The 23,496-nt window shown below is 67.8% G+C and carries 26 protein-coding genes; 9 read left to right on the plus strand and 17 right to left on the minus strand.

Annotated elements, in window-relative coordinates:
• The first annotated feature begins 267 nt into the window (after window positions 1-267).
• Window positions 268-1,155, plus strand: a complete 888-nt coding sequence (locus AC1RU4_RS01015; protein WP_492889117.1) for a branched-chain amino acid aminotransferase — start codon at window positions 268-270, stop codon at window positions 1,153-1,155.
• 65 nt (window positions 1,156-1,220) lie between these two features.
• Here the strand turns inward: AC1RU4_RS01015 and AC1RU4_RS01020 are convergent, their stop codons facing one another.
• A complete protein-coding gene (locus AC1RU4_RS01020; RefSeq protein ID WP_492889118.1) occupies window positions 1,221-1,610 on the minus strand; it encodes a DoxX family protein in 390 nt (129 codons plus the stop codon).
• A 21-nt stretch (window positions 1,611-1,631) separates the two neighbouring features.
• The gene (locus AC1RU4_RS01025) at window positions 1,632-2,024 is read right to left on the minus strand and encodes a VOC family protein (protein WP_492889119.1); all 393 of its coding nucleotides are present in this window, start codon (window positions 2,022-2,024) and stop codon (window positions 1,632-1,634) included.
• A 79-nt stretch (window positions 2,025-2,103) separates the two neighbouring features.
• Between AC1RU4_RS01025 and AC1RU4_RS01030 the strand changes: the two genes are divergently transcribed.
• Window positions 2,104-2,625, plus strand: a complete 522-nt coding sequence (locus tag AC1RU4_RS01030) for a MarR family winged helix-turn-helix transcriptional regulator (protein WP_492889120.1) — start codon at window positions 2,104-2,106, stop codon at window positions 2,623-2,625.
• A gap of 6 nt (window positions 2,626-2,631) precedes the next feature.
• Here the strand turns inward: AC1RU4_RS01030 and AC1RU4_RS01035 are convergent, their stop codons facing one another.
• From AC1RU4_RS01035 to uvrC, 4 genes are all read right to left on the minus strand, one after another.
• Entirely contained in the window at window positions 2,632-3,114 is a 483-nt protein-coding gene (locus AC1RU4_RS01035) for a molybdenum cofactor biosynthesis protein MoaE (protein WP_492889121.1), read from the minus strand.
• A gap of 3 nt (window positions 3,115-3,117) precedes the next feature.
• Window positions 3,118-3,369, minus strand: a complete 252-nt coding sequence (moaD, locus tag AC1RU4_RS01040) for a molybdopterin converting factor subunit 1 (protein WP_492889122.1) — start codon at window positions 3,367-3,369, stop codon at window positions 3,118-3,120.
• Window positions 3,366-4,007 carry a CDP-diacylglycerol--glycerol-3-phosphate 3-phosphatidyltransferase gene (gene pgsA / locus AC1RU4_RS01045; protein WP_492889123.1) on the minus strand — a complete coding sequence of 214 codons (642 nt, stop codon included), beginning with the start codon at window positions 4,005-4,007 and terminating at the stop codon, window positions 3,366-3,368. Before pgsA ends, moaD begins: the two co-directional genes overlap by 4 nt.
• Before the next feature lie 111 nt (window positions 4,008-4,118).
• Window positions 4,119-6,398 carry an excinuclease ABC subunit UvrC gene (gene uvrC, locus AC1RU4_RS01050; protein ID WP_492889124.1) on the minus strand — a complete coding sequence of 760 codons (2,280 nt, stop codon included), beginning with the start codon at window positions 6,396-6,398 and terminating at the stop codon, window positions 4,119-4,121.
• A 125-nt stretch (window positions 6,399-6,523) separates the two neighbouring features.
• Between uvrC and AC1RU4_RS01055 the strand changes: the two genes are divergently transcribed.
• Window positions 6,524-7,459 carry a DMT family transporter gene (locus tag AC1RU4_RS01055; RefSeq protein WP_492889125.1) on the plus strand — a complete coding sequence of 312 codons (936 nt, stop codon included), beginning with the start codon at window positions 6,524-6,526 and terminating at the stop codon, window positions 7,457-7,459.
• A 2-nt stretch (window positions 7,460-7,461) separates the two neighbouring features.
• Here AC1RU4_RS01055 and AC1RU4_RS01060 read toward each other — a convergent pair whose 3' ends face one another.
• Window positions 7,462-8,250 (minus strand): SDR family oxidoreductase, encoded by a 789-nt coding sequence (locus tag AC1RU4_RS01060; protein WP_492889126.1) that lies wholly within the window; start codon window positions 8,248-8,250, stop codon window positions 7,462-7,464.
• A gap of 271 nt (window positions 8,251-8,521) precedes the next feature.
• On the opposite strand from AC1RU4_RS01060, the gene AC1RU4_RS01065 reads away from it, so the two are divergent.
• Entirely contained in the window at window positions 8,522-9,127 is a 606-nt protein-coding gene (locus tag AC1RU4_RS01065) for an outer membrane protein (RefSeq protein ID WP_492889127.1), read from the plus strand.
• A gap of 360 nt (window positions 9,128-9,487) precedes the next feature.
• Window positions 9,488-10,132: an outer membrane protein gene (locus AC1RU4_RS01070; RefSeq protein WP_492889399.1), complete on the plus strand. Its 645-nt coding sequence runs from the start codon at window positions 9,488-9,490 to the stop codon at window positions 10,130-10,132.
• 79 nt (window positions 10,133-10,211) lie between these two features.
• Here AC1RU4_RS01070 and AC1RU4_RS01075 read toward each other — a convergent pair whose 3' ends face one another.
• The 9 genes from AC1RU4_RS01075 to AC1RU4_RS01115 form a co-directional block, all read right to left on the minus strand.
• Window positions 10,212-10,820 carry a glutathione S-transferase family protein gene (locus AC1RU4_RS01075; protein WP_492889128.1) on the minus strand — a complete coding sequence of 203 codons (609 nt, stop codon included), beginning with the start codon at window positions 10,818-10,820 and terminating at the stop codon, window positions 10,212-10,214.
• A gap of 130 nt (window positions 10,821-10,950) precedes the next feature.
• The gene (locus AC1RU4_RS01080) at window positions 10,951-11,166 is read right to left on the minus strand and encodes a cold-shock protein (RefSeq protein ID WP_492889129.1); all 216 of its coding nucleotides are present in this window, start codon (window positions 11,164-11,166) and stop codon (window positions 10,951-10,953) included.
• A gap of 145 nt (window positions 11,167-11,311) precedes the next feature.
• A complete protein-coding gene (locus tag AC1RU4_RS01085) occupies window positions 11,312-12,175 on the minus strand; it encodes a 23S rRNA (adenine(2030)-N(6))-methyltransferase RlmJ (RefSeq protein ID WP_492889131.1) in 864 nt (287 codons plus the stop codon).
• Window positions 12,176-12,189: 14 nt separating this feature from the next.
• A complete protein-coding gene (locus tag AC1RU4_RS01090) occupies window positions 12,190-12,870 on the minus strand; it encodes a ribonuclease T2 family protein (RefSeq protein ID WP_492889132.1) in 681 nt (226 codons plus the stop codon).
• Window positions 12,867-13,427, minus strand: a complete 561-nt coding sequence (locus tag AC1RU4_RS01095; protein ID WP_492889400.1) for a hypothetical protein — start codon at window positions 13,425-13,427, stop codon at window positions 12,867-12,869. Before AC1RU4_RS01095 ends, AC1RU4_RS01090 begins: the two co-directional genes overlap by 4 nt.
• A gap of 179 nt (window positions 13,428-13,606) precedes the next feature.
• Window positions 13,607-13,960, minus strand: coding sequence for a cupin domain-containing protein (locus AC1RU4_RS01100; RefSeq protein WP_492889133.1), 354 nt, complete (start codon window positions 13,958-13,960; stop codon window positions 13,607-13,609).
• Between the two features lie 78 nt (window positions 13,961-14,038).
• Window positions 14,039-14,542 (minus strand): peptidoglycan-binding domain-containing protein, encoded by a 504-nt coding sequence (locus tag AC1RU4_RS01105; RefSeq protein WP_492889134.1) that lies wholly within the window; start codon window positions 14,540-14,542, stop codon window positions 14,039-14,041.
• A 189-nt stretch (window positions 14,543-14,731) separates the two neighbouring features.
• Window positions 14,732-16,345 carry a regulator gene (locus tag AC1RU4_RS01110; protein ID WP_492889135.1) on the minus strand — a complete coding sequence of 538 codons (1,614 nt, stop codon included), beginning with the start codon at window positions 16,343-16,345 and terminating at the stop codon, window positions 14,732-14,734.
• Window positions 16,346-16,425: 80 nt separating this feature from the next.
• Window positions 16,426-17,127, minus strand: a complete 702-nt coding sequence (locus AC1RU4_RS01115) for a cysteine hydrolase family protein (protein ID WP_492889136.1) — start codon at window positions 17,125-17,127, stop codon at window positions 16,426-16,428.
• Window positions 17,128-17,474: 347 nt separating this feature from the next.
• On the opposite strand from AC1RU4_RS01115, the gene AC1RU4_RS01120 reads away from it, so the two are divergent.
• From AC1RU4_RS01120 to AC1RU4_RS01135, 4 genes are all read left to right on the plus strand, one after another.
• Window positions 17,475-18,272 (plus strand): phosphodiesterase, encoded by a 798-nt coding sequence (locus AC1RU4_RS01120; protein WP_492889137.1) that lies wholly within the window; start codon window positions 17,475-17,477, stop codon window positions 18,270-18,272.
• 165 nt (window positions 18,273-18,437) lie between these two features.
• The gene (locus AC1RU4_RS01125) at window positions 18,438-19,154 is read left to right on the plus strand and encodes a hypothetical protein (protein WP_492889138.1); all 717 of its coding nucleotides are present in this window, start codon (window positions 18,438-18,440) and stop codon (window positions 19,152-19,154) included.
• Between the two features lie 44 nt (window positions 19,155-19,198).
• Window positions 19,199-21,799: an excinuclease ABC subunit UvrB gene (uvrB, locus tag AC1RU4_RS01130; protein ID WP_492889139.1), complete on the plus strand. Its 2,601-nt coding sequence runs from the start codon at window positions 19,199-19,201 to the stop codon at window positions 21,797-21,799.
• An 89-nt stretch (window positions 21,800-21,888) separates the two neighbouring features.
• A complete protein-coding gene (locus AC1RU4_RS01135; protein WP_492889140.1) occupies window positions 21,889-22,275 on the plus strand; it encodes a DUF805 domain-containing protein in 387 nt (128 codons plus the stop codon).
• Window positions 22,276-22,471: 196 nt separating this feature from the next.
• Here the strand turns inward: AC1RU4_RS01135 and AC1RU4_RS01140 are convergent, their stop codons facing one another.
• A complete protein-coding gene (locus AC1RU4_RS01140; RefSeq protein ID WP_492889141.1) occupies window positions 22,472-23,482 on the minus strand; it encodes a Tim44 domain-containing protein in 1,011 nt (336 codons plus the stop codon).
• Window positions 23,483-23,496 lie beyond the last annotated feature (14 nt).

Genomic DNA, 23,496 nt, shown 5'->3' on the forward strand with positions numbered 1-23,496 from the left:
GTTGACTTTTTTCGTTATGATCGTTACCAAGATGCCCTGCTTGACGAAAGGATCGTTCGGGAGAGCCCCGAATGACCGCTTCGGCGGGCAGGCGCTTCGGTCCTGTCCGAAAACAGGCCGTATGACGACAGACACGATAGATGTACTTGGCCTGCGAGGCAAAATATGCGCTGGACGCGCACGCGACCAAGTTGACATACCTTAAGGACAAGTTGGCGACGCCGCCGGATCATGGCGGGCGGCGAGCCCCGTTCGGGAGACAAGACCATGGCAAGCGAACCTTTCGACAAACGCAGCGGCTGGATCTGGTATGACGGCGCCTTCGTGCCGTGGGAGGATGCCAAGGTCCACGTGCTGACCCACGGGCTGCATTACGGCAGCTGCGTATTCGAAGGCGAGCGCGCCTATGGCGGCGAGATCTTCAAGCTGAACGAGCACACCGTCCGCCTGAAGGAGAGCGCCCGGCTGCTCGATTTCGAGATTCCCTACAGCGAGGCGGAGATCAACGCCGCCTGCCGCGAAATCCTGGTGCGCCAGAAGCTTTCCGATGCCTATCTCCGCCCGGTCGCCTGGCGCGGCTCGGACATGATGGGCGTGTCGGCGCAGCACAACCAGATCCACCTCGCCGTCGCGGCGTGGGAATGGCCGAGCTATTTCGACCCGGCCGAGCGGCTGAAGGGCATCCGCATCGGCCAGGCGAAATATCGCCGCCCGGATCCGCTGACCGCGCCGTCGACCTCGAAGGCGGCGGGCCTGTACATGATCTGCACCATCTCCAAGCACGCGGCGGAGCGCGAAGGCTATGCCGACGCGCTGATGCTGGACTGGCGCGGCCGCGTGGCCGAGTGCACCGGCGCCAACATCTTCTTCGTGAAGGACGGCGTCATCCACACGCCGGAGGCGGATGCATTCCTCAACGGCATCACCCGCCAGACGGTGATCGAGATCGCCAAGCGTCGCGGCTTCGTGGTGAACGAGCGGGCGATCATGCCGGAGGAACTGCCGAGCTTCGACGAGTGCTTCATCACCGGCACCGCCGCCGAGGTGACCCCGGTTTCGGAGATCGCCGGCCGGCACTTCCAGCCGGGTCCGGTGACCCGCACGCTGATGGAAGACTACATGGCCGAGGTGCAGCCGAAGAAGGCTGCGGCCTGAGGGCTTTACGTCCCAGCAACAGGAAATGCCGGCCTTCGGGCCGGCATTTTCGTTTCAAGCCGCGCTCAGCGGTCGACGAACGGGAACACGTCGCGCAGCCAGGGCGTGCGCAGCCACAGCCCGCCCCACATGAACAGGCCGAGATAGATGCCGAACAGCACATGGCTGAACAGCGGGTTGCCGACGCGGATCTGCGTCGCCATCGCCCCGCCGAGCAGGCCGGTCATCAGCACCGCGCCGACGAGGGTGGTGCGCGGCACGAGATAGAGCGCGAGGCAGGCGAGCTCGATGAGGCCGATCATCAGCGTATGGCCGGGCGGCCAGCCGAGCTCGACCATGGAATCGGTCGCCACGCGGGCGCCGATCAGCTTGGGCGCGATCGAGGCGATCAGCAGGAAGGCGGCGAACAGGCCGGTAAGCGTGTAGCCGGCGGGTACCATGAGCGAGGCGGGCATAGGTCGTCTCCGTCGTGAGGATCAGCCGCGCAGTTCGAGGCCGTTGCCGTCGGGGTCGCGCAGAGTGAGCGAGGGCGCCTCGCCGGACGATCCGTAGCGGATCGCCGCCGCATCCACCGGAATGCCGTGTGCGGCGAGCTCGGCGCGGATGAGTTCCGGCTCGAAGCCGGCGATGCGCAGGCACAGATGGTCCATGTTGCGCCCTTCCGGGCCGGGAGCGGCGCCGCCGCGGCGGCCCATCGGGCCGTCGACCGCGACGAGGTCGATCAGCGCGTCGCCGGCCCGCAGCTGCACCATGCCGATATCCTCCTGCCGGCGCTCGACCGGGCAGCGGAGCACATCCTCGTAGAAGGCGACGGCACCGGCGAGATCGCCGACCCGCAGCACGACATGGTCGATTCCGGTGACCCGCATCGGTCTCTCCGTCGAAAAGCGCTTGATCGGGGCGCGGGATGATTTATCTCGATATCAAGATAATTAAATGGATATCTCGATGTCCAGACAAATACCACCGACCGCCCCCGCCGACCATGTCGAGCTGCGGTGCCGGCAATGGGCGCGGGAACTGCCGGATGTCGACACGCGCGGCATGGCGATCCTCGGCCGCGCGCGCTGGATCACGCTGAAGGCGCGGCCGGCGATCGAGGCGGTGTTCGCCGCGCATGGGCTCGATGCCGGCGAATTCGACGTGCTGGCGACGTTGCGGCGCGCCGGTCCGCCCTATCGGCTGCGGCCGACCGAGCTGTTCCAGTCGCTGATGATCTCCTCCGGCGGGCTCACCGACCGGCTGGCGCGGCTGGAGAAGGCCGGCCTCGTCGCGCGGCGGCCGAGCGAGACCGATGCGCGCAGCCTGCTGGTGGAACTGACGGCGGAGGGGAGGGCGCGGGCGGAGGCGGCCTTCCGCGCCGACATGGCGGCCGAGGCGCAACTGCTGGACGGTCTCGACGCGGCCGAGCGCGAGCAGCTCGCGGGCCTGCTGGCGAAGCTCGCCCACTCCATGGAGAAGGACGGCTGAGGGGGTTCAGCGGGTGCCGGCGGTCCAGCGGTCCGCCGCCTGGTCGTCGGTGTCCTTGGCGGCGACCCAGCTGTGCGCGTCCTCGCGTTCTTCCCGCTTCCAGAACGGCGCGCTGGTCTTCAGCCAGTCCATCAGGAACTCGGCGGCGGCGAAGGCGGCGCCGCGATGGGCCGAGGCGGTGACCACCAGCACGATGTTTTCGCCCGGCACGATGCGGCCATGGCGGTGGATCACTGTGGCGCCGGTCAGCGGCCAGCGGGCGCGGGCCTCCTCGACGAGGCGGCCGATCTCCTCCTCCGCCATGCCGGGATAATGTTCGAGCGTGAGGGCCGTGAGGCGGCGGGCGCCCGGTGCGGAATCGCCGGTATCCTCGGCGCGGCACAGGCCGGAGAAGGTGACGACGGCGCCGATGTCGTGGCGGCCGGCCGACAGCGCGGCGATCTCGGCGGCAACGTCGAAATCCTCGACCTGGATGCGGACGCGGAACATGGCTCAACCCCCGGTCATCGGCGGGAAGAAGGCGATCTCGCGGGCGCCGGCAATCGGCGCATCGGGCCTGGCGTGGCGGCGGTCGATGGCGGCGCGCACCACCTTGGGGTCGGCGAAGGCGCGGGCATAGCCCTCGCCGCGCTCGGCGAGGAAGGCGGCGAGATCGGCGAGCGTGCGCACCTCGACCGGCGGCTCGATCTCCTCGGCCTCGTGCCCGATGCGCTCGCGCACCCAGGCGAAATAGACGATCTTCACGATTCGTCCTCGATGAGGTGGCGGGCGCCGGCCCGGAAATAGTCCCACCCCGTGTAAAGTGTGAGCAGCGCCGAGATCCACAAGAGCACGACGCCGATCAGCGTGATGCCCGGTATCAGCTTGTCGGCCGCCGGTCCGGCCAGCAGCACGCCGACCGCGACCAGTTGGGCGGCGGTCTTCCATTTGGCGAGGCGGGTGACCGGCACGCTGACGCGCAGCTCGGCGAGGAATTCGCGCAGGCCGGAGACGAGGATCTCGCGGCACAGGATGACGGCGGCGGCCCAGAGCGACCAGCCGCGTATCGTGCCGTCCGACGCCATCATCAGCAGCGAGGCGGCGACCAGCAGCTTGTCGGCGATGGGGTCGAGCATGCGGCCGATAGCCGATTGCTGCGACCAGATGCGCGCGAGATAGCCGTCGAAGAAATCGGTGATGGCGGCGGCGATGTAGATGCCGAGCGCCGCCCAGCGCAGCCACAGCCCGCCGGCGAGGATATCGGCCCAGAACAGGCAGCCGACCAGCAGCGGCACCGCGGCGCAGCGCGCATAGGTGAGCAGGTTCGGCAGCGCATAGAGATGCGAGCGCTTGGTTCGCGCGGGTTCGGTCACAGTGTTCCGGCTGGGCGCGACGTCGACCATGATCTGTCCGGCTCCTCACAAGGGACGTAACCACCCCTCGCGCGCACGTCAATGCGCGGATGCGTGTCCGGCGCGAACTCCGCGCGCCGGTGGTGTCGGCATGCCGTGGCCCTAGCCCGGTCCGGCATGGAAAAAATCATACACCGCCCGCGCGGTAGCGGCGTTCACCCCCGGCACCGCCTCGAGATCGGCCAGCGAGGCGCGCTCGATGGCCTTCAATGTGCCGAAATGGCGCAGCAATGCGCGTTTGCGGGTCGGGCCGATGCCGGGGATCTCCTGCAAGCCGGCCTGCGAGATGTCCTTGCTGCGGCGGGCCCGGTGCGAGCCGATGGCGAAGCGGTGCGCCTCGTCGCGCAGCCGCTGCACGAAATACAGTACCGGGTCGCGCGGCTCCAGCCGGAACGGCTCGCGGCCGGGGATGAAGAAGCTCTCGCGGCCGGCGTCGCGATCCGGCCCCTTGGCGACGCCGATCAGCGGCACGTCGGTGACGCCGAGCTCGGCGAGGGTCTCGACCGCCGCCTTGAGCTGGCCGGCGCCGCCATCGATGAGCACGAGGTCCGGCCAGCCTTCCGGCGTCTCGCGGAGGGGCTCTGTGGAATCGCTGTCGGCGGCCGCGACGTCTTCTTGCCTGTCACCGGCGGGATTGCTGCCAGCCACAGCCATTTCTTCCCTCTCCTCCTCGGGGAGAGGTGGCCCGCGTAGCGGGTCGGTGAGGGGGGCGAGCGGCAAGTCGGTTGGCGCGGCCTCCCCTTCACCCCGGCCCTCTCCCCCGCGGGGAGAGGGGGCAGGAGGAGCGCCAGGTGGAGGGGGCGTGCCGACTTCCGCGAGGGATTCCCTCTCCCCCTCGGGGAGAGGGGTAGGGTGAGGGGCCCCTTCGGCCGTGGCACGCGGGTTCTCCCGCAGCAGGCGCGAGAAGCGGCGGCGCAGCACTTCGCGCATCATGCCGTAATCGTCGCCCGGCGCGAGGTCGGCCGACTTGATGTTGAATTTGCGGTACTGGCTCTTGGCGAAGCCTTCCGGCCCGGCGACGATCATGCCGCCGACCGCGTTCGAGCCCATGATGTGGCTGTTGTCATAGACCTCGATCCGGCGCGGCGAGCCGGGGAGGGCGAAGGCGCGGGCGAGCTCGTCGAGCAGCCGCGCCTGGCTGGCGCTCTCGGCCAGCTTGCGGCCGAGCGCCTCGCGGGCGTTCTGCAGCGCGTGCTCGACCAGCTCGCGCTTCTCGCCGCGCTGCGGCACCGCGATCTCGACGCGGTAGCCGGCGCGTGTCGAGAGCGCCTCCTCCAGCAGGGCGCGCTCCTCTATGTCGTGGCTGAGCAGCACGAGGCGCGGGCAGGGCTTGTCCTCGTAGAACTGGGCGAGAAGCGCGTCCAGCACCTCGCCGGGGCCGAGCGAGCGGTCGGCGCGGGGATAGAGCGCGTGGTTGCCCCAGTTCTGGCCGGTGCGGAAGAAGAACACCTGCACGCAGGTGGCGCCGCCCTCCTGGTGGATGGCGAAGACGTCCGCCTCTTCCACCGAGCGCGGGTTGATGCCCTGCGAGCCCTGAACGGCGGACAGCGCGGCGAGGCGGTCGCGCAAGGCGGCGGCGCGCTCGAATTCCAGCGCCTCGGAGGCCGTCTCCATCTCGCGGGCCAGCTGCTCCTTCACCGTGCGGCTCTTGCCGGACAGGAAGTCGCGGGCCTCGCGGACATATTCGGCATAGTCGGTGTGGTTGACCTCGCCGGTGCAGGGGCCGGCGCAGCGCTTGATCTGGAACAGGAGACAGGGCCGCGTGCGTGCCTCGTAGTAGCTGTCCGAGCAGGAGCGGACGAGGAAGGCCTTCTGCAGCGCGTTGATGGTGCGGTTCACCGCCCAGACCGAGGCGAAGGGGCCGTAATAGTCGCCCGGCCGCGAGCGCGCGCCGCGGTGCTTGGTGATCTGCGGCGAGACATGGTCGCGGGTGATGACGATATAGGGGAAGGACTTGTCGTCGCGCAGCAGCACGTTGAAGCGCGGGCGCAGCTGCTTGATGAGGTTGGCCTCCAGCAGCAGCGCCTCGGTCTCGGTGCCGGTGGAGATGAACTCCATCTCGGCGGTGGCGGCCACCATGCGGAAGATGCGGTTGGTGAGGCCGGCCGGCCTTGTATAGGCGATGATGCGCTTCCTGATGCTCTTCGCCTTGCCGACATAGAGCACCGCGCCGTCGGCGCCGATCATGCGGTAGACGCCGGCGCCGTTCGGCGCATGCTTGACGGCGCGCAGGATCGCGGCGCGGCCGGAAGCCAGCGAGCCCTCGGCGGGCGCCGCCTCGTCCGTCTCGTCGAGAAGCAGCAGCGCCTCGTCCTCGACCTCCGCCAGATCGGCGTCGTCGGGTTCCGGCTCGGAGGCGTTATGGTGGGGGCGGGGGATCATGCGCGCCTAAAATATGGATTCGCGGCGCCCGCGAACAGGGGGCGTATCCGTTCTCCCGCCTTCGCAGGGGAGCCATGCGCAAACTCCTTGCTGCGCCGGGCGGCAAATGGCGCTAAGGGGGCGCAATGTCCTCCGTCTCCGAGATATCCGCAAAGCCCGCCGTGCCGGCCGCCGGCTACATCTTTGGCGCGGCAGGGGCGATCCTGTTCGCCTCCAAGGGCATCATCATCAAGCTCGCCTATGCCGAGGGCGTCGACGCCGAGACGCTGCTGGCGCTGCGCATGGCCTTCTCGCTGCCCTTCTACCTGGTGATCGGCTGGTTCGCCCTGCGGCAGGCGCTGGCCAAGGGGGAGGCGCTGCCCTCGCGCGGGCTCATCCTGCGCATCGCGGGCGTGGGCGCGCTCGGCTACTGGCTCGCCAGCTATTTCGATCTCGCCGGGCTGCAATATATCTCGGCCTCTTTCGGCCGGCTGATCCTGTTCACCTATCCGGTCTATGTGGCGCTGTTCGGGGCGCTGCTGTTCGCCCAGCCGATCCGCCCCAAGGCGCTGCTCGCCTTCGCGGTGAGCTATGGCGGCCTCGCGCTGATCTTCGCGCAGAACTTCGCCGTGGAGGGGCCGGGGGTGACGCATGGTGCCGTGCTGGTGACGCTGGCGGCGATCAGCTTCGCGCTCTACCAGCTCTGCGCCAGTTCGCTGCTGCGGCAGATCAGCTCCGGCCAGTTCACCTGCATCGCCATGATCTCGGCTTCGGTGGCGGCGCTCGGCCAGTTCGCCGTGATGCGACCGATCGAGGCGCTGGCGGTGTCGCCGCGGGTGCTGATGCTCGCGGTGCTGGTGGCCATCGGCGCGACGGTGCTGCCGACCTTCCTGATGAACGCGGCGCTCAAGCGCATCTCGGCACAGGCCAATTCGATGATCAGCACCGTGAGCCCGGTGGCGACGATGGCGCTGGCCTTCCTGGTGCTGGGCGAGACGGCGACCCCGGTCGAGCTCGCCGGCGCGCTGCTGGTGATGGCGAGCGTCGGCTGGTTCACGCTGAGCGACCGCAAGCGGGGCTGACGCTAGTCCGGCACCTCGGTGTCGAGCGTGCGCCAGGCGAGGTGCTGGCCGCCGTCGACGGCGATCATCTGTCCGGTGACGCTCCCCGCCTTCGCCAGGAACAGCACCGCCGCCGCGATCTCCTCCGGTCTTGGCCCGCGGCCGAGCAGCACCGACGCGCCCTGGCGCGCGAAGTCCTCGGCACTCTGGCGGACATTGGCGAATGTCGGACCCGGTGCGACCGCGTTCACCCGCACGAGCGGGGCGAGCCCCTGCGCCAGCAGCCGGGTCGCCGCCCACAAGGCCTGCTTGGTGAGGCTGTAGGAGAGGTAATGCGGCGTGGGCTTGAGCACGCGCTGGTCGATGAGGTTGACCACGCAGCCGCCGATGTCCGCCGGCACCTGCGCGGCGAAGGCCTCGGCGAGAAACACCGGCGCGCGCAGATTGACGGCGAAATGCCGGTCCCACAGGGCGGCCTCCAGCGAGCCGACGGCGTCGGGCGCGAATTCCGAGGCGTTGTTCACCAGCAGGTTGACGGGGCCGAAGGCGGCGCAGGCCGGGACAAGGCCGGCGACCTCGGCGGCATCGGACAGCTCGGCATAGACGAGGTGAACGCGGGCGCCGCGCGCCGCGACCGCCGCGCTGGCCGCCTCGACCGCCGGGCCGGGGCGGCGGCTGTGAAGCACTAGGTCGTAGCCGGCCTCGGCGAGGGCCAGCGCGATGGCAAATCCGATGCGGACCGTGCCGCCGGTGACGAGAGCGAGCGGGCGTGGGGCGAGCGGGGGTGGGGCGGCGGGCAAGGGCATGGTCATTCAAAAACCGGGGCGCTGGCGGCGTCCGACGCCGCGGGAGCTTCTGCGGGCGGGTCAGCCGCTAACCATATTCATGGCGATAGACCTGCCCGATCAATGGATGAATGGATCGATAATCTTAAGAAGGTAGCATAATATTCGATATACGCTTTGTTAATGATAATATCAGGTTACGAAATGCCATAAGAATTTGCTCATAATCTTATGTGACCGTCGACCCTATCGAATTGAACCCGGGTGCGCGGGTGCCCGGACGTTTTGGGAGACGACCATGAAGACGATTCTCGCGGGCCTGGCCATCGCGGCGGCCATGGCGGCGCCTGCCGCCGCCGCCGACCTCGCCTATCCGGCACCGGCGGCCTATGCCGTCGCGGCCGTGCCGTTCACCTGGACCGGCTTCTATCTCGGCGCCAATGCCGGCTATGGCTGGGGCAAGGCAGATTATTCCGACGACCTCGACGGGTTCCTCGGCGGCCTGCAGGCCGGCTACAACTGGCAGGGTGCAAGCCCGCTCGTGCTCGGCATCGAGACCGACATCCAGGTGAGCAATATCGAGAGCCCGACCTTCACGCTGGACTATTTCGGCACCGTGCGCGCGCGCCTCGGCTACTCGATCGACCAGTTCCTGGTCTACGGCACCGGCGGCTTCGCCTATGGCAGCGGCAAGTACGAAGTGGGCGGCCTGTCCAACACCCAGACCAATACCGGCTGGACGGCCGGCGGCGGCGTCGAATACGCCTTCAGCCCGAACTGGAGCGCCAAGGCCGAATATCTCTATGTCGATCTCGGCACGCAGAACTACACGACGGTTTCCGGCCCGCTCGATATCGGCCTGACCGCCAATATCCTGCGCCTCGGCACCAATTACCGGTTCTGATGGCCGCGCGCCGGTCTCCGGCGCCAAGGCCCTGCGGCACGGCGGCCCTCGGTCCAGGGCCGCCGTTTGCTTTGGCCCGCTGTTCGGCGGCAAATTTGTTGTATTTTCGCTACAGGTGCAGGTCATTCGCACCGTAATCGTGGCGAAAATGTAGCCGGGCCTGCCTGCGCAGCGGGCGGACCGTTACCTCCCGGAGTCCAGCATTCATGCTGATTCGAGAGGAATTCTCACGATTCAGTGAAGCAAGCTTGCGTCAAGGAATTTCGCTTTTTGCCGCAATCTGGCCCTCGACATGACAAGCTGCGCTTCTATCTCAATCGCAACTGCGTTGTGTTCTGCAGTTTGCTCGGAGAGTACATGATGAAGAAGATCCTCACCTCGGGCGTTGCCCTCGCCGCCCTGCTGGCCGCGGCCCCGGCTTTCGCTGCCGACATGTCGCAGCCCTATCCGACCAAGGCTCCGATGATCGCGCCGGCACCGGTGTTCTCGTGGACCGGTTTCTATCTCGGCGCCAATGCCGGCTATGCCTGGGGCAGCGGCAACTCCTATTCCGACGCCCTCGGCATCGATCCGTCGGGTTGGCTCGGCGGCGGCCAGATCGGCTTCAACTACCAGTTCGGCAACAACGTCGTGATCGGCGTCGAGACCGACCTGCAGGCGTCGTCGATTTCGGACAGCAATTATGGCGTCGAGTCCAAGCTGGACTATTTCGGCACCGTGCGCGCCCGCCTCGGTTATGCCTTCGACACCGTGCTGCCCTACGTGACCGGCGGTTTCGCCTATGGCCACAACAAGATCAGCAACGACTCGCTGGGCCTGAGCGACAGCTCGACCGCGACCGGCTGGACCGTCGGCGGCGGCGTCGAATACGCCTTCCTGCCGAACTGGACCGTCAAGGCCGAATATCTCTACATCGACCTCGGCGACAACTACTACAACGCCCTCGGCGAGAATGCCGGCCTGACCGCTTCGGTCGCTCGCCTCGGTCTGAACTACAAGTTCTGATCCCGGCCGGCACCTTCGGGCGCCGCCGTCGACAACAAGGCCCCGGACCGGTGTCCGGGGCCTTTTTGCTGCGCGCGTATCAGGCGGCTGCGCGCGTTGCCTCGAAAGCGGGCACGCGCTCGGCAAAAGCGTCGAGCCAGTCGACCAGCGCCGGGTGATCGGCGCGCCAGGTGCCGTCGAAGCGCAGATCGAGATAGCCGAGGGCGCAGGCGGTGGCGATTTCCGCCACGTCCACCCCCGCAGCGGTGCGGCCGTGCGGCGGCGGGCTCGATTCCAGCGCCCTCAGGCCGCGGGCGACCTTGCCGGCCTGGTTGTCGACCCACTTGGCGCTGCGCTGCTCTTCCGCCCGCAGGCGCACCTCGTAGACCTGGAGCAGGGCGGCATCCATGATGCCGTCGGCCAGCGCCTGGCCGACCAAGGCGTCGATGCGGGCCTCGCCGGCTGCCGGCAGGATGACGCCGCCGCCGGCCTGTGCGTCGAGATAATCGAGAATCACGCGTGAATCGAAGAGCGGCGCGCGGCCTTCCGGCAGCAGGATCGGGATCTTGCCCAGCGGATTCTGCTGGCGCAGCGAATCGGCGGGATCCGACGTGTCGGCCCATTCGATGTCGAGATGGATCCCGCACAGAATGGCGCCGATCTTGACCTTGCGGCCGAATGGGGAGGGTTTGGACGAGCGAAGGATCATCGGTGGCTTCGGTCTTCGAGGGTGACGGTCGCGGCGCTCGCCCGTCACCGCCGGGAAATCCCGGCCTGGACGAGGGCGAGCCAGCGGCCACCCGGCGGTGGCGCCATGCCGCCGCTTCGGCGAAGACCTATCAGTCGGCCGTCTGGAGGTCGATGGCCTTGGGGCCCTTGCCGCGCTTGTCCGGCTCGACCTCGAAGCTGATGCGCTGGCCCTCGGCAAGCGTCCCCATGCCCGAGCGGGTGACCGCCGAGACATGGACGAAAACGTCGCGCCCGCCGTCATCGGGCCGGATGAAGCCGTAACCCTTTTCGGTGTTGAAGAATTTCACTGTCCCCGTCATTGCCATCGCGCCTGCTCCTTGCATCCGCCGGCATCGCTCGCCTGCCGCCGGGTCTTACGAACGGTGAGGCTCAAGCAAGACCGATGCCGCGGCGGCTGGCGGGCGGCAAAAACCGGCGCAGCGGCGGAGGGCCGAGGGCGTGGCGGCGGCTTCAGCGCTCCGGGATCAGCCAGCCCACTCGCGCGCGGCCGACGCCGTCGCTCGCCATCACCGGCGCCAGCGCGGCGAGCAGGGTGCGGATCTCGTCCGCCAGCGTGAAGGGCGGGTTGACCACGATGAGCCCGCAGCCGGAAAGCACGCCGGCCTGCCGCACGGCGCGGGTGTCGACTTCGATGCGCAGCGTCTTCGGGATGCCGGCACGGGCGATCTCGCGCTGGAAGGCGTCGACCGCCCGCACGTCCTTGATCGGGTACCAGAGCGCGTAGATGCCGGTCGACCAGCGCTTATGCGCCTCGGCGAGGGTGGTGGCGAGGCGGTGGAACTCCCCGGCCTCCTCGAAGGGCGGGTCGACGAGCACGAGCCCGCGCCGTTCCTTCGGCGGCAGGTAGGCGGTGAGCGCCTGCCAGCCATCGGTCGACAGCACCTTGGCGCGGAAATCCTGCGCGACCTCGGCCAAGGCCGCGCGCACGCCGGCCTCGGTCTCGCAGAACAGCAGCCGATCCTGCGGGCGGGTCAGCGCCAGTGCGACCAGCGGCGAGCCGGGATAATGCCGCAGCGCCGCCGGGTCGTCGTCGAGGCCGGGATTGAGATCGGCGATCACGCGCTTCCATGGTGCGAGCAGCGCCTCGATCTCCGGCCGGAACCTCGCGCGCAGCACCGCGCCGACGCCGCTCTCCCATTCGCCGGTGCGCTGGGCCTCGTCGCCCGACAGATCGTAGAGGCCGGCACCGGCATGGGTGTCGAGCACCCGGAAGGCGGCGTCCTTCTGGCCGAGATAGGCGAGGATGCGCGCAAGCACGACATGCTTGACGACATCGGCAAAATTGCCGGCATGAAAGGCGTGGCGGTAGTTCATCGCTGTCGACCGGTTCAGCCGCCGCGCACCGGCGGCATGACGATGCGCGGGGTACGGCAGGCGCGTCTGTCGACCTCGGCGCAGGCGGTGAAGCCGAGCGACCTGTCGAGGCAGATGCGCACCTCGCGCAGCCGGCGGGAATCGCAATCGACGGCGATCATGCCGGCGGCGAGGCCGGGATTGGCGGCGAGAAAGGCCGCCTCGACCTCGTCCGGCGAGACCATCTTGTACGCGTCGAGCTGCTGATAGACGGACGGGATGGCAATTCTTGCACGGGCCTTGCGCACCGTGTCGAAATAGGCGGCGGGCTCAAAGCCCGAGCAGGTGCCGTGCGTGCGCCATTCATGGATGATTAGCTTGCGGCTCGGCATCAGGTCGAGCATGGAGCGCACCACCGGCTCCGGCACGAAGGGCGCCGGCCTCTGGCAGGATTCCGGCCAGCCGGATACGTATTGCGGCCACAGCCCGTGCACCACGAAAGCGAAGGGGCGGGCGCTGCGGCATTGAGCGGGATCGGCGCGGTCCCCGGCGCTGGCGCAATAGGTCGGCGACCAGGACAGGGAGAGCACATAATGATCGAACGTGCCGGGCGTGCCGGCCTGCTGGGCCTCGGTCCGGGCCGAGGCGCCGGCGAGCAGCAGCGCCAGCGCAAGGCCGGCGGCGCGGACGACCCGCGCCGCGGCGGACAATCTCACGGCTTCGCCATCCGGCAGTCCGGCGCATAGGTCCAGGAGCGGTCGAGGCCGTCGACGCACCAGTCGACACCCCAGGAGAAGCCGATGAAGCCGCCATCCTCGATGATCGAGTAATAGACCTTGTGGCGCGTGCCGTGCAGGGTCTGGCTTCCGCCGACCTTCCCGCCGACATATTTGCCCCCGGCATGCTGGCCGACAGAGGCGGTCTCGCCGGAGATGATGACATCCGCCGAGCAATAGCGGCGCGGCTGGTACTCCTCGCCCCAGGGACGGAAGGCGATTTCGTGGACGCGGTCGAAGCCGTCGATCTTCAGCGACGAGTTCCAGAAGCGCGATTCGGTGGTGGCGAAGTGGTCCTGGATGCGCGAGAGCGCCGCCGGCAGGTCGCAGGCCGGCACATCGCCGCTGTAATTGGGGCCGGACAGCCAGAAGTTCTTCTCAAGGAAGCTCGCCGCCTGGCCGCTGCCGGCCGTGGCCACCAGCAGGGCGGCAGCCAAAGCGGCGGAAAAAGTGCGGCGGGCCGCGCTCAGGTATTTCGTCCGGCTGCCGCCGCGCATCCCCACGTCTTTCAAGACACGTCTCCCAACACTTTTACCGACGATCAAGACACGTCTCCCAACACTTTTACCGACGATGCGTCGCGCGCCGGCGCCGGTCAAGAACGGCAAGGACACACTCCGCCACAAAACGAATCCCGGCGGACCGGATCCGGGCAGATCGAATCTCGGCCTGCCGCTCAGATGAGCCGGATCACATAGAGCTTGCGCGTGGTCTCCACCACCTCCCACACGCCCTTGAAGCCCGGACGGAGAACGAAGGTGGCGCCGGCGGCGAGGCGGACGGGCGCCTCGCCGTCCTCGTGCAGGATGGAGACGCCTTCGAGGAAGGTGCAGAACTCCCATTCCTCATAGTCGACCCGCCAGGAGCCGGGCGTCGATTCCCATACACCGGCGAACAGGGCGCCGTCGGGCAGCGTCTCCAGGTTCCAGGTGCGATGGCGGGGATCACCCGAGACGAGGCGCTCGGGCAGCGGTGCGGTCTCTTCCGGGACGCCGAGATCTGCAAGGCCGAAAGGCAGAAGGAAGGACATCGGGTTTCCATCGTCGGAGAGGCGCGTCGGGGGAGGCGCGCGCCGGAAAGCGGGTCTCCGGCGCGCGATTGCCGGAGCTTAGCTGAAAAAGCCCTTGATCGTCGCCCAGATGCTGCGGGAGGGCGCTTCGCCGGCGGCGGAAGCCTCGGTCGGGGCGCCCTGCGGCGATATCTGCGACTTCGATACGACGTCCGGCGTGATCTCCTTGAACAGGCCGAGCTTGGCCAGGGTCGCCGGCCCGGCGAAGCCGTCCGCATCGAGGCCGTTCTTGGCCTGATAGTCCTTGACCGCCTTCTGCGTGCCCGGACCGAACTTGCCGTCGGCTTCGATGCCGAGCGCGGCCTGGAGCTTCTTGACGGTTTCGCCCGAGGTGCCGACCTTGAGAAGGATGAGTTCGTAAAGGCCGAGGGCGGCGAAGGTGTCGGGCCCGGCAATGCCGTCGACCGACAAGGCGTTCTGCTTCTGGTACGCCTTCAGCGCCTCCTCGGTCTTGGGGCCGAACTGGCCGTCGGCGGGTACGCCCAGTTTTTCCTGCAGGATTTTGACCGGGGCGCCGGCGAGGCCCTTCTTCAAGATCGACATGGCTGTTTCTCCCTGTGAGCGAAAGGCGCGATGTAGACGGGACCGTTTCTCGCGCTTCTCGGGGGAAGATAGGCTCCGTGCCGTACAAATCAAAACGTCGGGCGTGCGACCTGTATCGCACGCCCGACGCTAACCCGCCCGGACCGGAGGCTGTAAGCCCCCCGCCGCCGGTGCGATGCGGGAATGGGCCTATTCGGCCGGGGCCGGCTCCGCTCCGGCGAGCTCGGCTTCCGGCAGCGCCTCCACCTGCGCATATTTGGCGCAGACCAGCAGGAAGCCGGCGACCATCACATAGGCGAGCGACACGCCGGGCGTCACCGCGATGCCGACCATCTCGCCATGCATGAAGCCGAAGAAGGTCAGCACCGCGCCGGCGAGCGCGAAGGCGGCGGCATGGGTGAACTTGCGGTCGATCACGAACACGCCGATGGCGCCGAGCACCAAGCCGACCAGGATGGCGCCGCCGCCCATGACCTCCAGCCCGTGATAGAGCACGCCGACCGCGCCGAGCTTCTCCATGCCGATAGCATGGGCGGAGGTGCCGGCCATGCCGAGCGAATTGTCGATGAGCAGCTTCGCCCAGGCGGCGAGATGCGGGGTAAGCGCGAGGATCACCGCCGGGGCATGACGCGAGGGGGTGGTCTGGAACGCCTGCGCGCCGATGAGCATGCCGATGTAGAGCAGGATCGGCGAGATGGCGACGACCGGCACCAGCGCTAGCAGCACGGCGATGATGCCGAACCACGAGAGCAGGATGACCATCAGCCCGGTGGCGGCGGAGTAGCCGATGCGTCCGCCCATCGATTTCCAGCCGGGATGGCCGATATACACCGCGTTGATGAAGGGATTGCCCATCAGGCAGCCGATCAGGCTGACGACGCCGTCGGCGGTGAGCACGCGGGTGGTGGGGTAATGGTCGCCCGCCGCCTCGGCGCTCTCCACATTGTCCATCGCCTCGACGAGATCGTAGATGCCGAAGGGGATGGCGGTGATGAGGATCACGCCGAGATAGTTGAAGCCGTGGAAGACGTGGTCGAAGGCCGGCAGCGGGATCGAGAAGCCGAAATTGGCGAAGGAGGCGCCGAGCTTCTCGACGCTCATGCCGCCATAGCCGAGGCCGAACAGGTTCGAGCCCCAGGCGATGATCATGCCGACCGCGATGGCGATGAGGCCGGCGGGAATGCCCTTGGGATATTTCACCCCGCCGAACCAGCTCACCATGATGATGGCGAAGCAGGTGAGGCCGATGACCGGGGTCATGAAGATCTCGAAGGCCGGGCGCATCGAGATGAAGGCCACCGACACGCCGGCGAGGGTGCCGAGAAGTGCCGCGCGCGGGGTGATCTTGCGGATGTAAGGCGCCACGAAGCCGCCGATCATCAGGATGAAGCTCTGGAAGAACACCCAGACGAGGCCGGCTTCCCAACCCTGGATCGGGTCGCCGGAGGCGGCGCCGATCGGCAGCATGATGACGAAGACCACGACGAACATATGCGGCACGCTGATGCCCGAGGGCAGGGCGCAGACGTCGTCGCGGCCGGTCTTCTTGGCGAGCTGGTAGCCGAGCCAGGCGTAATAGGCGGTGGACAGGAACATCATCAGCCCGACCGCCGGCAGGATGCGGCCGAACACGATCTCGGGCGGCATCTTCAGCACGAATTGCAGCAACCCGGTCAACACCAGCATGTTGACGAGGATGTTGGTGCCGAAGCCGAACAGGGCGTTCCAGTCGCCCTTGGTCCACAGGGTTGGCCGCATGCCGGTGCGCATGGGCGAAAGCGGGGTCATCTCGGTCGCAGACATGCTCGGGGCTCCTCGGAAGGACGAATGGCGTTCAGGCGCATGCGCAGGTGAGCCGGCCGGGCCGGCGGAGGGCACGGCGATCAGGCAGCGGCGGCGGATTCGGCCCCGGATTTGGCATCGAGCGCCGCAACGAAGGCGCCGGCATCCGACACCCAGCCGAAAATGCCGCCCTGCGCCTTGATCATCTCAAGGCCGACGCGGTGGAATTCCGGGAAATAGGAGGCGCAGCAATCGGCCAGCGCCACGCAGCGAAAGCCGCGGTCATTGCCCTCGCGGATGGTGGTGTGGACGCAGACCTCGGTGGTGACGCCGCAGACCAGCAGCGTGTCGACGCTGCGGTTCTTCAGGATGAGCTCGAGGTCGGTCTGGTAGAAGGCGCCCTTGCCGGGCTTGTCGAGCACGACTTCGCCCTCGGCAGGGTACAGCTCGGCGATGATGTCGTGGCCGGCCTCGCCGCGGATGAGGATGCGGCCCATCGGCCCGGCGCAGCCGATGCGCGCCTTGGGCTCGCCGCGCTCCACCTTGGCGGGCGGGGCGTCGGCCATGTCCGGGCGATGGCCCTCGCGCGTGTGGATGATCAGCATGCCGGCAGCGCGGGCGGCGGCAAGCGCCGCCTTGCAGGGGCCGACGGCGGCCTGGAGCAGCGAGACGTCATTTCCCAGCGTCTCGCCGAAGCCGCCGGGTTCGAGGAAGTCGCGCTGCATGTCGATGATGACGAGCGCGGTGCGGGCGGGATCGAAGGGGAGGGGCGTCGGTTCGGCTGGGAGGAGAAGCTGTGTCATGGCGGCTCCGCTGGCGGCACGGGGGAGTGGACCGGCAGCGCCCCACCACCGGTGCCGACGCCGCATGCATACAACGATGCATGCATTGAGCGTGCCAACATCAGTTTTGAAAAAATACGTTATATATCAATCGATTATTTTGACTGAACAATCGGGCCCGGTGCCGGTTTTCCTGCGTCGCGCGATCGTTGTGACTAAAAAATGTTCATTCTGCGGGTAGGGCGATGCGTGTGCAGGGGGGCGACGTCGCTTCCTCCATGCGCCTCGATGGGCCGGCCGGGTTTCCCATCTCGCCGGACTGGTGCGATGTGACGGCATAGTCGGCTTCAACTCCACCGGATTCGGTCATGCTGATCGCTCATCTCTCGGACCCGCATCTGCGGCCGCGCGGCCACCTCTATCAGGACCTCGTCGACTCCAACGCCATGTTCGCGGCGGCGCTGCGCCATCTCGCCGAACTCGATCCACGGCCGGACCTGGTCCTGCTCACCGGCGATGTCGTCGACGAGGGCTCGACGGCGGAATATGCGGTCGCAGTCGAGATGCTGGCCGGAATTGGCCTGCCGCTGCTGGCGATCCCTGGCAACCATGACGAGCGCGCAGCCTTCCGCGCGGCCTTTGCCGGGCTCGGCCATCTGCCGGCGTCAGGGCCGTTGCATGTGACGGCCGGCCATTTCGGGCCGGTACGGATCGTCGGGCTCGATATCACCGTGCCCGGCGAGCACCACGGCGACATGGACGATGCCGCCTGCGGCTGGCTGGAGACGACGCTGGCCGCCGAGCCGGGCCGGCCGACCATCGTGATGATGCACCAGCCGCCATTCCGCAGCGGCATCGCCTGCATCGACGAGTATAATTGCCGGAACGGCGAACGCCTCGCCGCGATCCTTGCGCGCCATCCCCAGGTCGAGCGGGTGCTGTGCGGGCATGTGCACCGCTTCATGCAATTGCGGTTCGGCGGCACGATGCTGGTGACGGCGCCGAGCACGACCACGGCCATCGCGCTGCGGCTGCGGCCCGAGGCGGAGCCGGCCTCCTTCATCGAGCCGCCGGCCATGCTGCTGCATCGCTGGACGCCGGAAGACGGTCTCGTCACCCATTTCGTGCCGATCGGCCGCTTCCCCGGTCCGTTTCCGTTCTTCTGATCTGCCGCCTGCGGCGCTCGGCCGGGAGGGGCGATATCGGCAAGCGCGAAGCGCTGCGGCTGGCTCGTTCGGCGGGAGATCGCCGGCGTCGGCCTTGGAATCAATCATTTGATTCGATGCAATTTTAACGAGTATATATGATGATATTCAGCTTGGGGGAGCAGTATGGCAACGCGCATTTTCCCGATCGGTCTGTCTCTGCTGCTTGGGGCGTGCCACCAGGGCGCAATGCAGGCGCCACCGAGCCTCGTTCCGTCGGACTGGATCGAGGCGCGGTCGCTGAAGCCGCCGCAAACCAATGTACGCGTGGGTTCGCTCTATTATGCGCGTGAAGCGCCGACCGAAGAGTTGAGCCGGCCGCTGGCGATCGAGCCCTTCTGCTTTACCGACCTGTCGCTTCACGGCATTTCGCTGGTCGATCCGGTGGGAATATCCGACATCGACGTCACCCGCACCTTTGCCGGAGGGGCCGGCCTGTCGGGCATAAGGTACAAGCTGCTGAATGCCGGGCTCAGCGGCGACATCACCACCTATTATGATTTGCACCTGACCAACGTGATCAAATCCAGCGTGACGCATGCGGATGCGGAAAAGCTTTATTCGATCCTGAGCAAGCGCTCCGATTGCATCGATTGGAAAGGGAACCTGAACAACAAGCTGCCGACGCACGCCATCTATCAGATCGCCTCCGTCTATACCGGCGACGTCGTATTGTCCCGGAAGCGGAATATTGGCGGGCAGGGCAATATCGGCATCGCGCTCGCCTCGATCGAGCCCCAGCTGCAGGCGCAGATCCGACAGGACACCGCCGACAAGGTGACCGGCAGGTCGATGGTGTTCGCCGTGCTGCCGCTGCCGCGTAACATGACGGCGAGCCGCTGACGGGCGCTCTTTCCTCCCGGCGGAAGGAGCCCCATATTCCCCCGATGCCGAAAGCCGCCCGACCCGGCGGATTCGGGGAGCGCTCGCAGCGCGCCTTCGAACCCGCACAGCCCGCCACGCTCGATCCCGTCCTCGCCGAGAAGCTCGGCGTGGCGCCGACTTCGGGTGCCTCCGCCACCGTCGCCGCGCTGTCGGCGCTGATCGAGGGCGGCCGCCCGGAGGTCGACGGGCAGTTGTGGATGCCGCACCGGCCGGCACGGCCGGAAAAATCCGAAGGCGGCGTCAGGTTCGTCATCAAGTCCGACTACACGCCGGCCGGCGACCAGCCGCAGGCGATCGACGAACTGGTGGCCGCCGCCGAGCAGGGCGAGCGCGACCAGGTGCTGCTCGGCGTCACCGGCTCCGGCAAGACCTTCACCATGGCCAACGTCATCGAGCGGGTGCAGCGCCCGGCATTGGTGCTCGCCCCGAACAAGACGCTGGCCGCCCAGCTCTACGGCGAGTTCAAGAGCTTCTTCCCCGACAACGCGGTGGAGTATTTCGTCTCCTATTACGACTACTACCAGCCGGAAGCCTATGTGCCGCGCACCGATACCTTCATCGAGAAGGAATCGTCGATCAACGAGCAGATCGACCGCATGCGCCACTCAGCCACCCGTGCGCTGCTGGAGCGCGACGACGTCATCATCGTCGCCTCGGTGTCCTGCATCTACGGCATCGGCTCGGTCGAGACCTATGCCTCGATGACCTTCAAGATCGAGGTGGGGGACCGCATCGACCAGCGCGGCATCCTCGCCGACCTGGTGGCGCTGCAATACAAGCGCACCCAGGCCGATTTCGGCCGCGGCACGTTCCGGGTGCGCGGCGACGTGATCGAGATATTCCCGGCGCATTATGAAGACCGCGCGTGGCGCGTGTCGCTGTTCGGCGACGAGGTGGAGAGCATCCAGGAATTCGACCCGCTCACCGGCCAGAAGTCGCAGGACCTGAAATTCGTCAAGGTCTATGCGAATTCGCATTACGTGACGCCGCGCCCGACGCTGATCCAGGCGATCCAGGGCATCAAGGCTGAGCTGAAGATGCGGCTCGACGAACTGAACGCCATGGGCCGCTATCTCGAGGCGCAGCGGCTGGAGCAGCGCTGCACCTTCGACCTCGAAATGATGGAGGCGACGGGAAGCTGCGCCGGCATCGAGAACTATTCGCGCTGGCTCACCGGCCGCCTGCCCGGCGAGCCGCCGCCGACGCTGTTCGAATATGTGCCGGACAATGCGCTGATCTTCTGCGACGAGAGCCATGTGACCATCCCGCAGATCGGCGCCATGTATCGCGGCGACTTCCGGCGCAAGGCGACGCTGGCGGAATACGGCTTCCGCCTGCCGAGCTGCATGGACAACCGGCCGCTGCGCTTCGAGGAATGGGAGGCGATGCGGCCGCAGACGGTGCATGTCTCGGCGACGCCCGGACCGTGGGAGATGGAGCGCGCCGGCGGCGTGTTCGTCGAGCAGGTGATCCGCCCGACCGGGCTCGTCGACCCGCCGGTGGAGGTGCGCCCGGCGCGCACCCAGGTCGACGACCTGCTCGGCGAGGTGCGGCAGGTGGCGGCCAAGGGATACCGCACGCTGGTGACGACGCTGACCAAGCGGATGTCCGAGGACCTGACCGAATATCTGCACGAGAACGGCATCCGCGTGCGCTACATGCATTCGGACATCGACACCATCGAGCGCATCGAGATCCTGCGCGACCTCAGGCTCGGCGCCTTCGACGTGCTGATCGGCATCAACCTGCTGCGCGAAGGGCTCGACATCCCGGAATGCGGGCTGGTCGCCATTCTCGACGCCGACAAGGAGGGCTTCCTGCGCTCGGAAACCTCGCTGGTGCAGACCATCGGTCGCGCGGCGCGCAATGTCGACGGTCGGGTGATCCTCTATGCCGACCAGATTACCGGCTCGATGGAGCGGGCAATGGCGGAGACCGAGCGCCGCCGCACCAAGCAGGTCGCCTGGAACGTCGAGCACGGCATCACGCCGGAAAGCGTCAAGAAGGCGATCGGCGACATCCTCAACAGCGTCTATGAGCGCGACCACGTCACCGTCGATACCGGCCTCGCCGAGGCGCCGGCTGCCTATGGCAACAATCTCGCCGCGGTGATCGCCGATCTCGAAAAGCGCATGCGGGCGGTGGCGGCCGACCTCGATTTCGAGAAGGCGGCGCGGCTGCGCGACGAGATCAAGCGGCTGCAGGCGACCGAGCTGGCGATTTCGGACGACCCGCTGGCGCGGCAGGAGGCGATCGACGACAAGACCGGCGGCTATCGCGGCGAGCGCAAATATGGCCGCGCCGCCAATCTGCCGGAGAAGAAGGCCAAGGCAGGCGCGCGCGGCCCCCGCCCGTCGCCGGGCCATGTGTCCTCCGGCGCGGAGGCGCGGGCGGACGAGGCGCAGGCCGGCTACGATCCGGGCAGCGGGGAAATCCCGGCCCAGGCTCCCCGCGCGTCGCGCATCGTCAAGCCGTCGCTCGACGACATGGGCCCCGGCACCGATCGGGTCGAACCGCTCAGCGCCACCGACTGGACGCGGCCGGAGCGGCCGGATCCGATGACCAAGGGCCATCGCAAGGGCGGCCGCCGCAAGGGGCGCTGAACCCGGCGTCGGCGGGCCGATCCGGTTGTTTGACAGCCGGTGCGGGCGGGCGTCCACTCCTGCCGCTGGGTGACAGGCAGGGGGATTCGATGGGATTCACGCAAGCGGTGTCGAGCGTTCTCGGCAAGTACGCGACCTTCGAGGGGCGCGCGCCACGCTCGGAATATTGGTGGTGGGTGCTGTTCTCGGTGCTCGTGCAATGGGCGACGTCGTTCCTCGACGCGCTGGTCTTCGGCGCCTTCTCGCTGCTGCACTATGGCGAGATGCAGGCCTTCACGCCGATCACCACGCTGGTCGGGCTGGCGCTGATCATCCCGTCCATCGCCGTCGGCGTCCGGCGCTTTCACGACATGGACCGCACCGGCTGGTGGATGCTGATCGGCCTGACCGGCATCGGCACGCTGGTGATCTTCTTCTGGTTCATGATGAAGGGCACGGAAGGCCCGAACCGCTTCGGCCCCGACCCGCGGGCGTAAGGTCCGGGCCGGGCGACTGCCGCTCGCGGCCGCCCGGAACGACGTCGGCCCGGCGACAGGAAGGTCGCCGGGCCGCGTGGGCGAGGGAAGCGGGAGGCTCCATCCTCTATCGATGGAGGCATCCTGCCCATCTTGGAGGCAGGCAGGCGTTAAGCGGCTTGCGTAATTTTCGCCGCGGCGGAGCGTCTCCCGGCGCTCAGGTGCCCTGCTGGATGGCACTCACCGTCCATTCGCCGCCGCCGGCGGGTCGGGTGAACGTCCAGAACTCGGCCACGGTCTGCAGGCGGTCGGCATCCCCACGCACCAGCCGGCCGGTGGCGCGCTCGACGACCGTGTCCTTCAGCTGGTAGCGCATGGCGACGGTGGCATAGTCGCTTCCGTCCTCGCTCCAGGCTTCCGAGAGGTCGCCCTGCACCAGCTTGATGTCGGTGAGGCGGTTCTGCAGCCCGTCCTGCGCGTACTGGTCCAGCTCCTCGCCCATATAGCCGAGCATTTCCGGCGTCAGCAGCTGCGCCAGAGCGGCGCGGTCGTCGCGGGCATAGGCGTCCTGCACCTCGGTGAGGCGGCGTTCGAACATGTCGAAATCCGCTCCCTGAAGCTGTAGCGGGCGCCCGCGCGGACCGGTGGAGAAGCCGGGCCGGCTGGAGGAGCCGGTGCCCGAGCCGGACGCCGATCCACCGCCGAACATGTCGCGCGACAGCGGGGCGCCGGGCTGCGGACCCTGCGCATAGGCCGGGCGGTTGCGGCTGGCGAGCCAGCCCATGACCAGGCGAACGACGATGAAGATCAGCCCGATCTGCAGCAGGAGGCCGAGAACACCGGACAGGCTGCCGAGGCCGGAGAAGAAGCCGCCGCCCATCAGCAGGCCGAACAGGCCGGCGCCGAGCAGGCCGCCCATCAGCCCGCCCATGAAGCCGGGACGGCTGAACAGCCCGCCCTGCTGGGCGGGTGCGGTCGCGGCGGGGCGCGTCGCCTGCGCAGGCTGCGCGGCGGAACGCTGCATGGTCTGGGCGGAGGGGGAGGTCGGGGTCGGCGCGGGAGCGGACCAGGTACGCATGCCGCGGCTGCCCATGCTGCTGCCGCCGCCCGCACGGGCATCGGCATTCGGGACAAAGGCGACGAGGCTGCCGGCCACGATCACGGCCGCCGCACCAAGACGCGCGGCGGTAGCAAGGGCGGGCAGACGAAACAAGGACTTGACGGTCATGGCCTCTCTCGGAA

The organism is Ancylobacter sp. GW821-FHT10E12 (assembly GCF_058809335.1).

Coding starts and splice junctions, on each gene's coding strand:
- AC1RU4_RS01015 (WP_492889117.1), top strand. CDS start 268: ATGGCAAGCGAACCTTTCGACAAACGCAGCGGCTGGATCTGGTATGAC.
- AC1RU4_RS01020 (WP_492889118.1), bottom strand. CDS start 1,610: ATGCCCGCCTCGCTCATGGTACCCGCCGGCTACACGCTTACCGGCCTG.
- AC1RU4_RS01025 (WP_492889119.1), bottom strand. CDS start 2,024: ATGCGGGTCACCGGAATCGACCATGTCGTGCTGCGGGTCGGCGATCTC.
- AC1RU4_RS01030 (WP_492889120.1), top strand. CDS start 2,104: ATGTCCAGACAAATACCACCGACCGCCCCCGCCGACCATGTCGAGCTG.
- AC1RU4_RS01035 (WP_492889121.1), bottom strand. CDS start 3,114: ATGTTCCGCGTCCGCATCCAGGTCGAGGATTTCGACGTTGCCGCCGAG.
- pgsA (WP_492889123.1), bottom strand. CDS start 4,007: ATGGTCGACGTCGCGCCCAGCCGGAACACTGTGACCGAACCCGCGCGA.
- uvrC (WP_492889124.1), bottom strand. CDS start 6,398: ATGATCCCCCGCCCCCACCATAACGCCTCCGAGCCGGAACCCGACGAC.
- AC1RU4_RS01055 (WP_492889125.1), top strand. CDS start 6,524: ATGTCCTCCGTCTCCGAGATATCCGCAAAGCCCGCCGTGCCGGCCGCC.
- AC1RU4_RS01060 (WP_492889126.1), bottom strand. CDS start 8,250: ATGACCATGCCCTTGCCCGCCGCCCCACCCCCGCTCGCCCCACGCCCG.
- AC1RU4_RS01065 (WP_492889127.1), top strand. CDS start 8,522: ATGAAGACGATTCTCGCGGGCCTGGCCATCGCGGCGGCCATGGCGGCG.
- AC1RU4_RS01070 (WP_492889399.1), top strand. CDS start 9,488: ATGAAGAAGATCCTCACCTCGGGCGTTGCCCTCGCCGCCCTGCTGGCC.
- AC1RU4_RS01075 (WP_492889128.1), bottom strand. CDS start 10,820: ATGATCCTTCGCTCGTCCAAACCCTCCCCATTCGGCCGCAAGGTCAAG.
- AC1RU4_RS01080 (WP_492889129.1), bottom strand. CDS start 11,166: ATGGCAATGACGGGGACAGTGAAATTCTTCAACACCGAAAAGGGTTAC.
- AC1RU4_RS01085 (WP_492889131.1), bottom strand. CDS start 12,175: ATGAACTACCGCCACGCCTTTCATGCCGGCAATTTTGCCGATGTCGTC.
- AC1RU4_RS01095 (WP_492889400.1), bottom strand. CDS start 13,427: ATGCGCGGCGGCAGCCGGACGAAATACCTGAGCGCGGCCCGCCGCACT.
- AC1RU4_RS01100 (WP_492889133.1), bottom strand. CDS start 13,960: ATGTCCTTCCTTCTGCCTTTCGGCCTTGCAGATCTCGGCGTCCCGGAA.
- AC1RU4_RS01105 (WP_492889134.1), bottom strand. CDS start 14,542: ATGTCGATCTTGAAGAAGGGCCTCGCCGGCGCCCCGGTCAAAATCCTG.
- AC1RU4_RS01110 (WP_492889135.1), bottom strand. CDS start 16,345: ATGTCTGCGACCGAGATGACCCCGCTTTCGCCCATGCGCACCGGCATG.
- AC1RU4_RS01115 (WP_492889136.1), bottom strand. CDS start 17,127: ATGACACAGCTTCTCCTCCCAGCCGAACCGACGCCCCTCCCCTTCGAT.
- AC1RU4_RS01120 (WP_492889137.1), top strand. CDS start 17,475: ATGCTGATCGCTCATCTCTCGGACCCGCATCTGCGGCCGCGCGGCCAC.
- AC1RU4_RS01125 (WP_492889138.1), top strand. CDS start 18,438: ATGGCAACGCGCATTTTCCCGATCGGTCTGTCTCTGCTGCTTGGGGCG.
- uvrB (WP_492889139.1), top strand. CDS start 19,199: ATGCCGAAAGCCGCCCGACCCGGCGGATTCGGGGAGCGCTCGCAGCGC.
- AC1RU4_RS01135 (WP_492889140.1), top strand. CDS start 21,889: ATGGGATTCACGCAAGCGGTGTCGAGCGTTCTCGGCAAGTACGCGACC.
- AC1RU4_RS01140 (WP_492889141.1), bottom strand. CDS start 23,482: ATGACCGTCAAGTCCTTGTTTCGTCTGCCCGCCCTTGCTACCGCCGCG.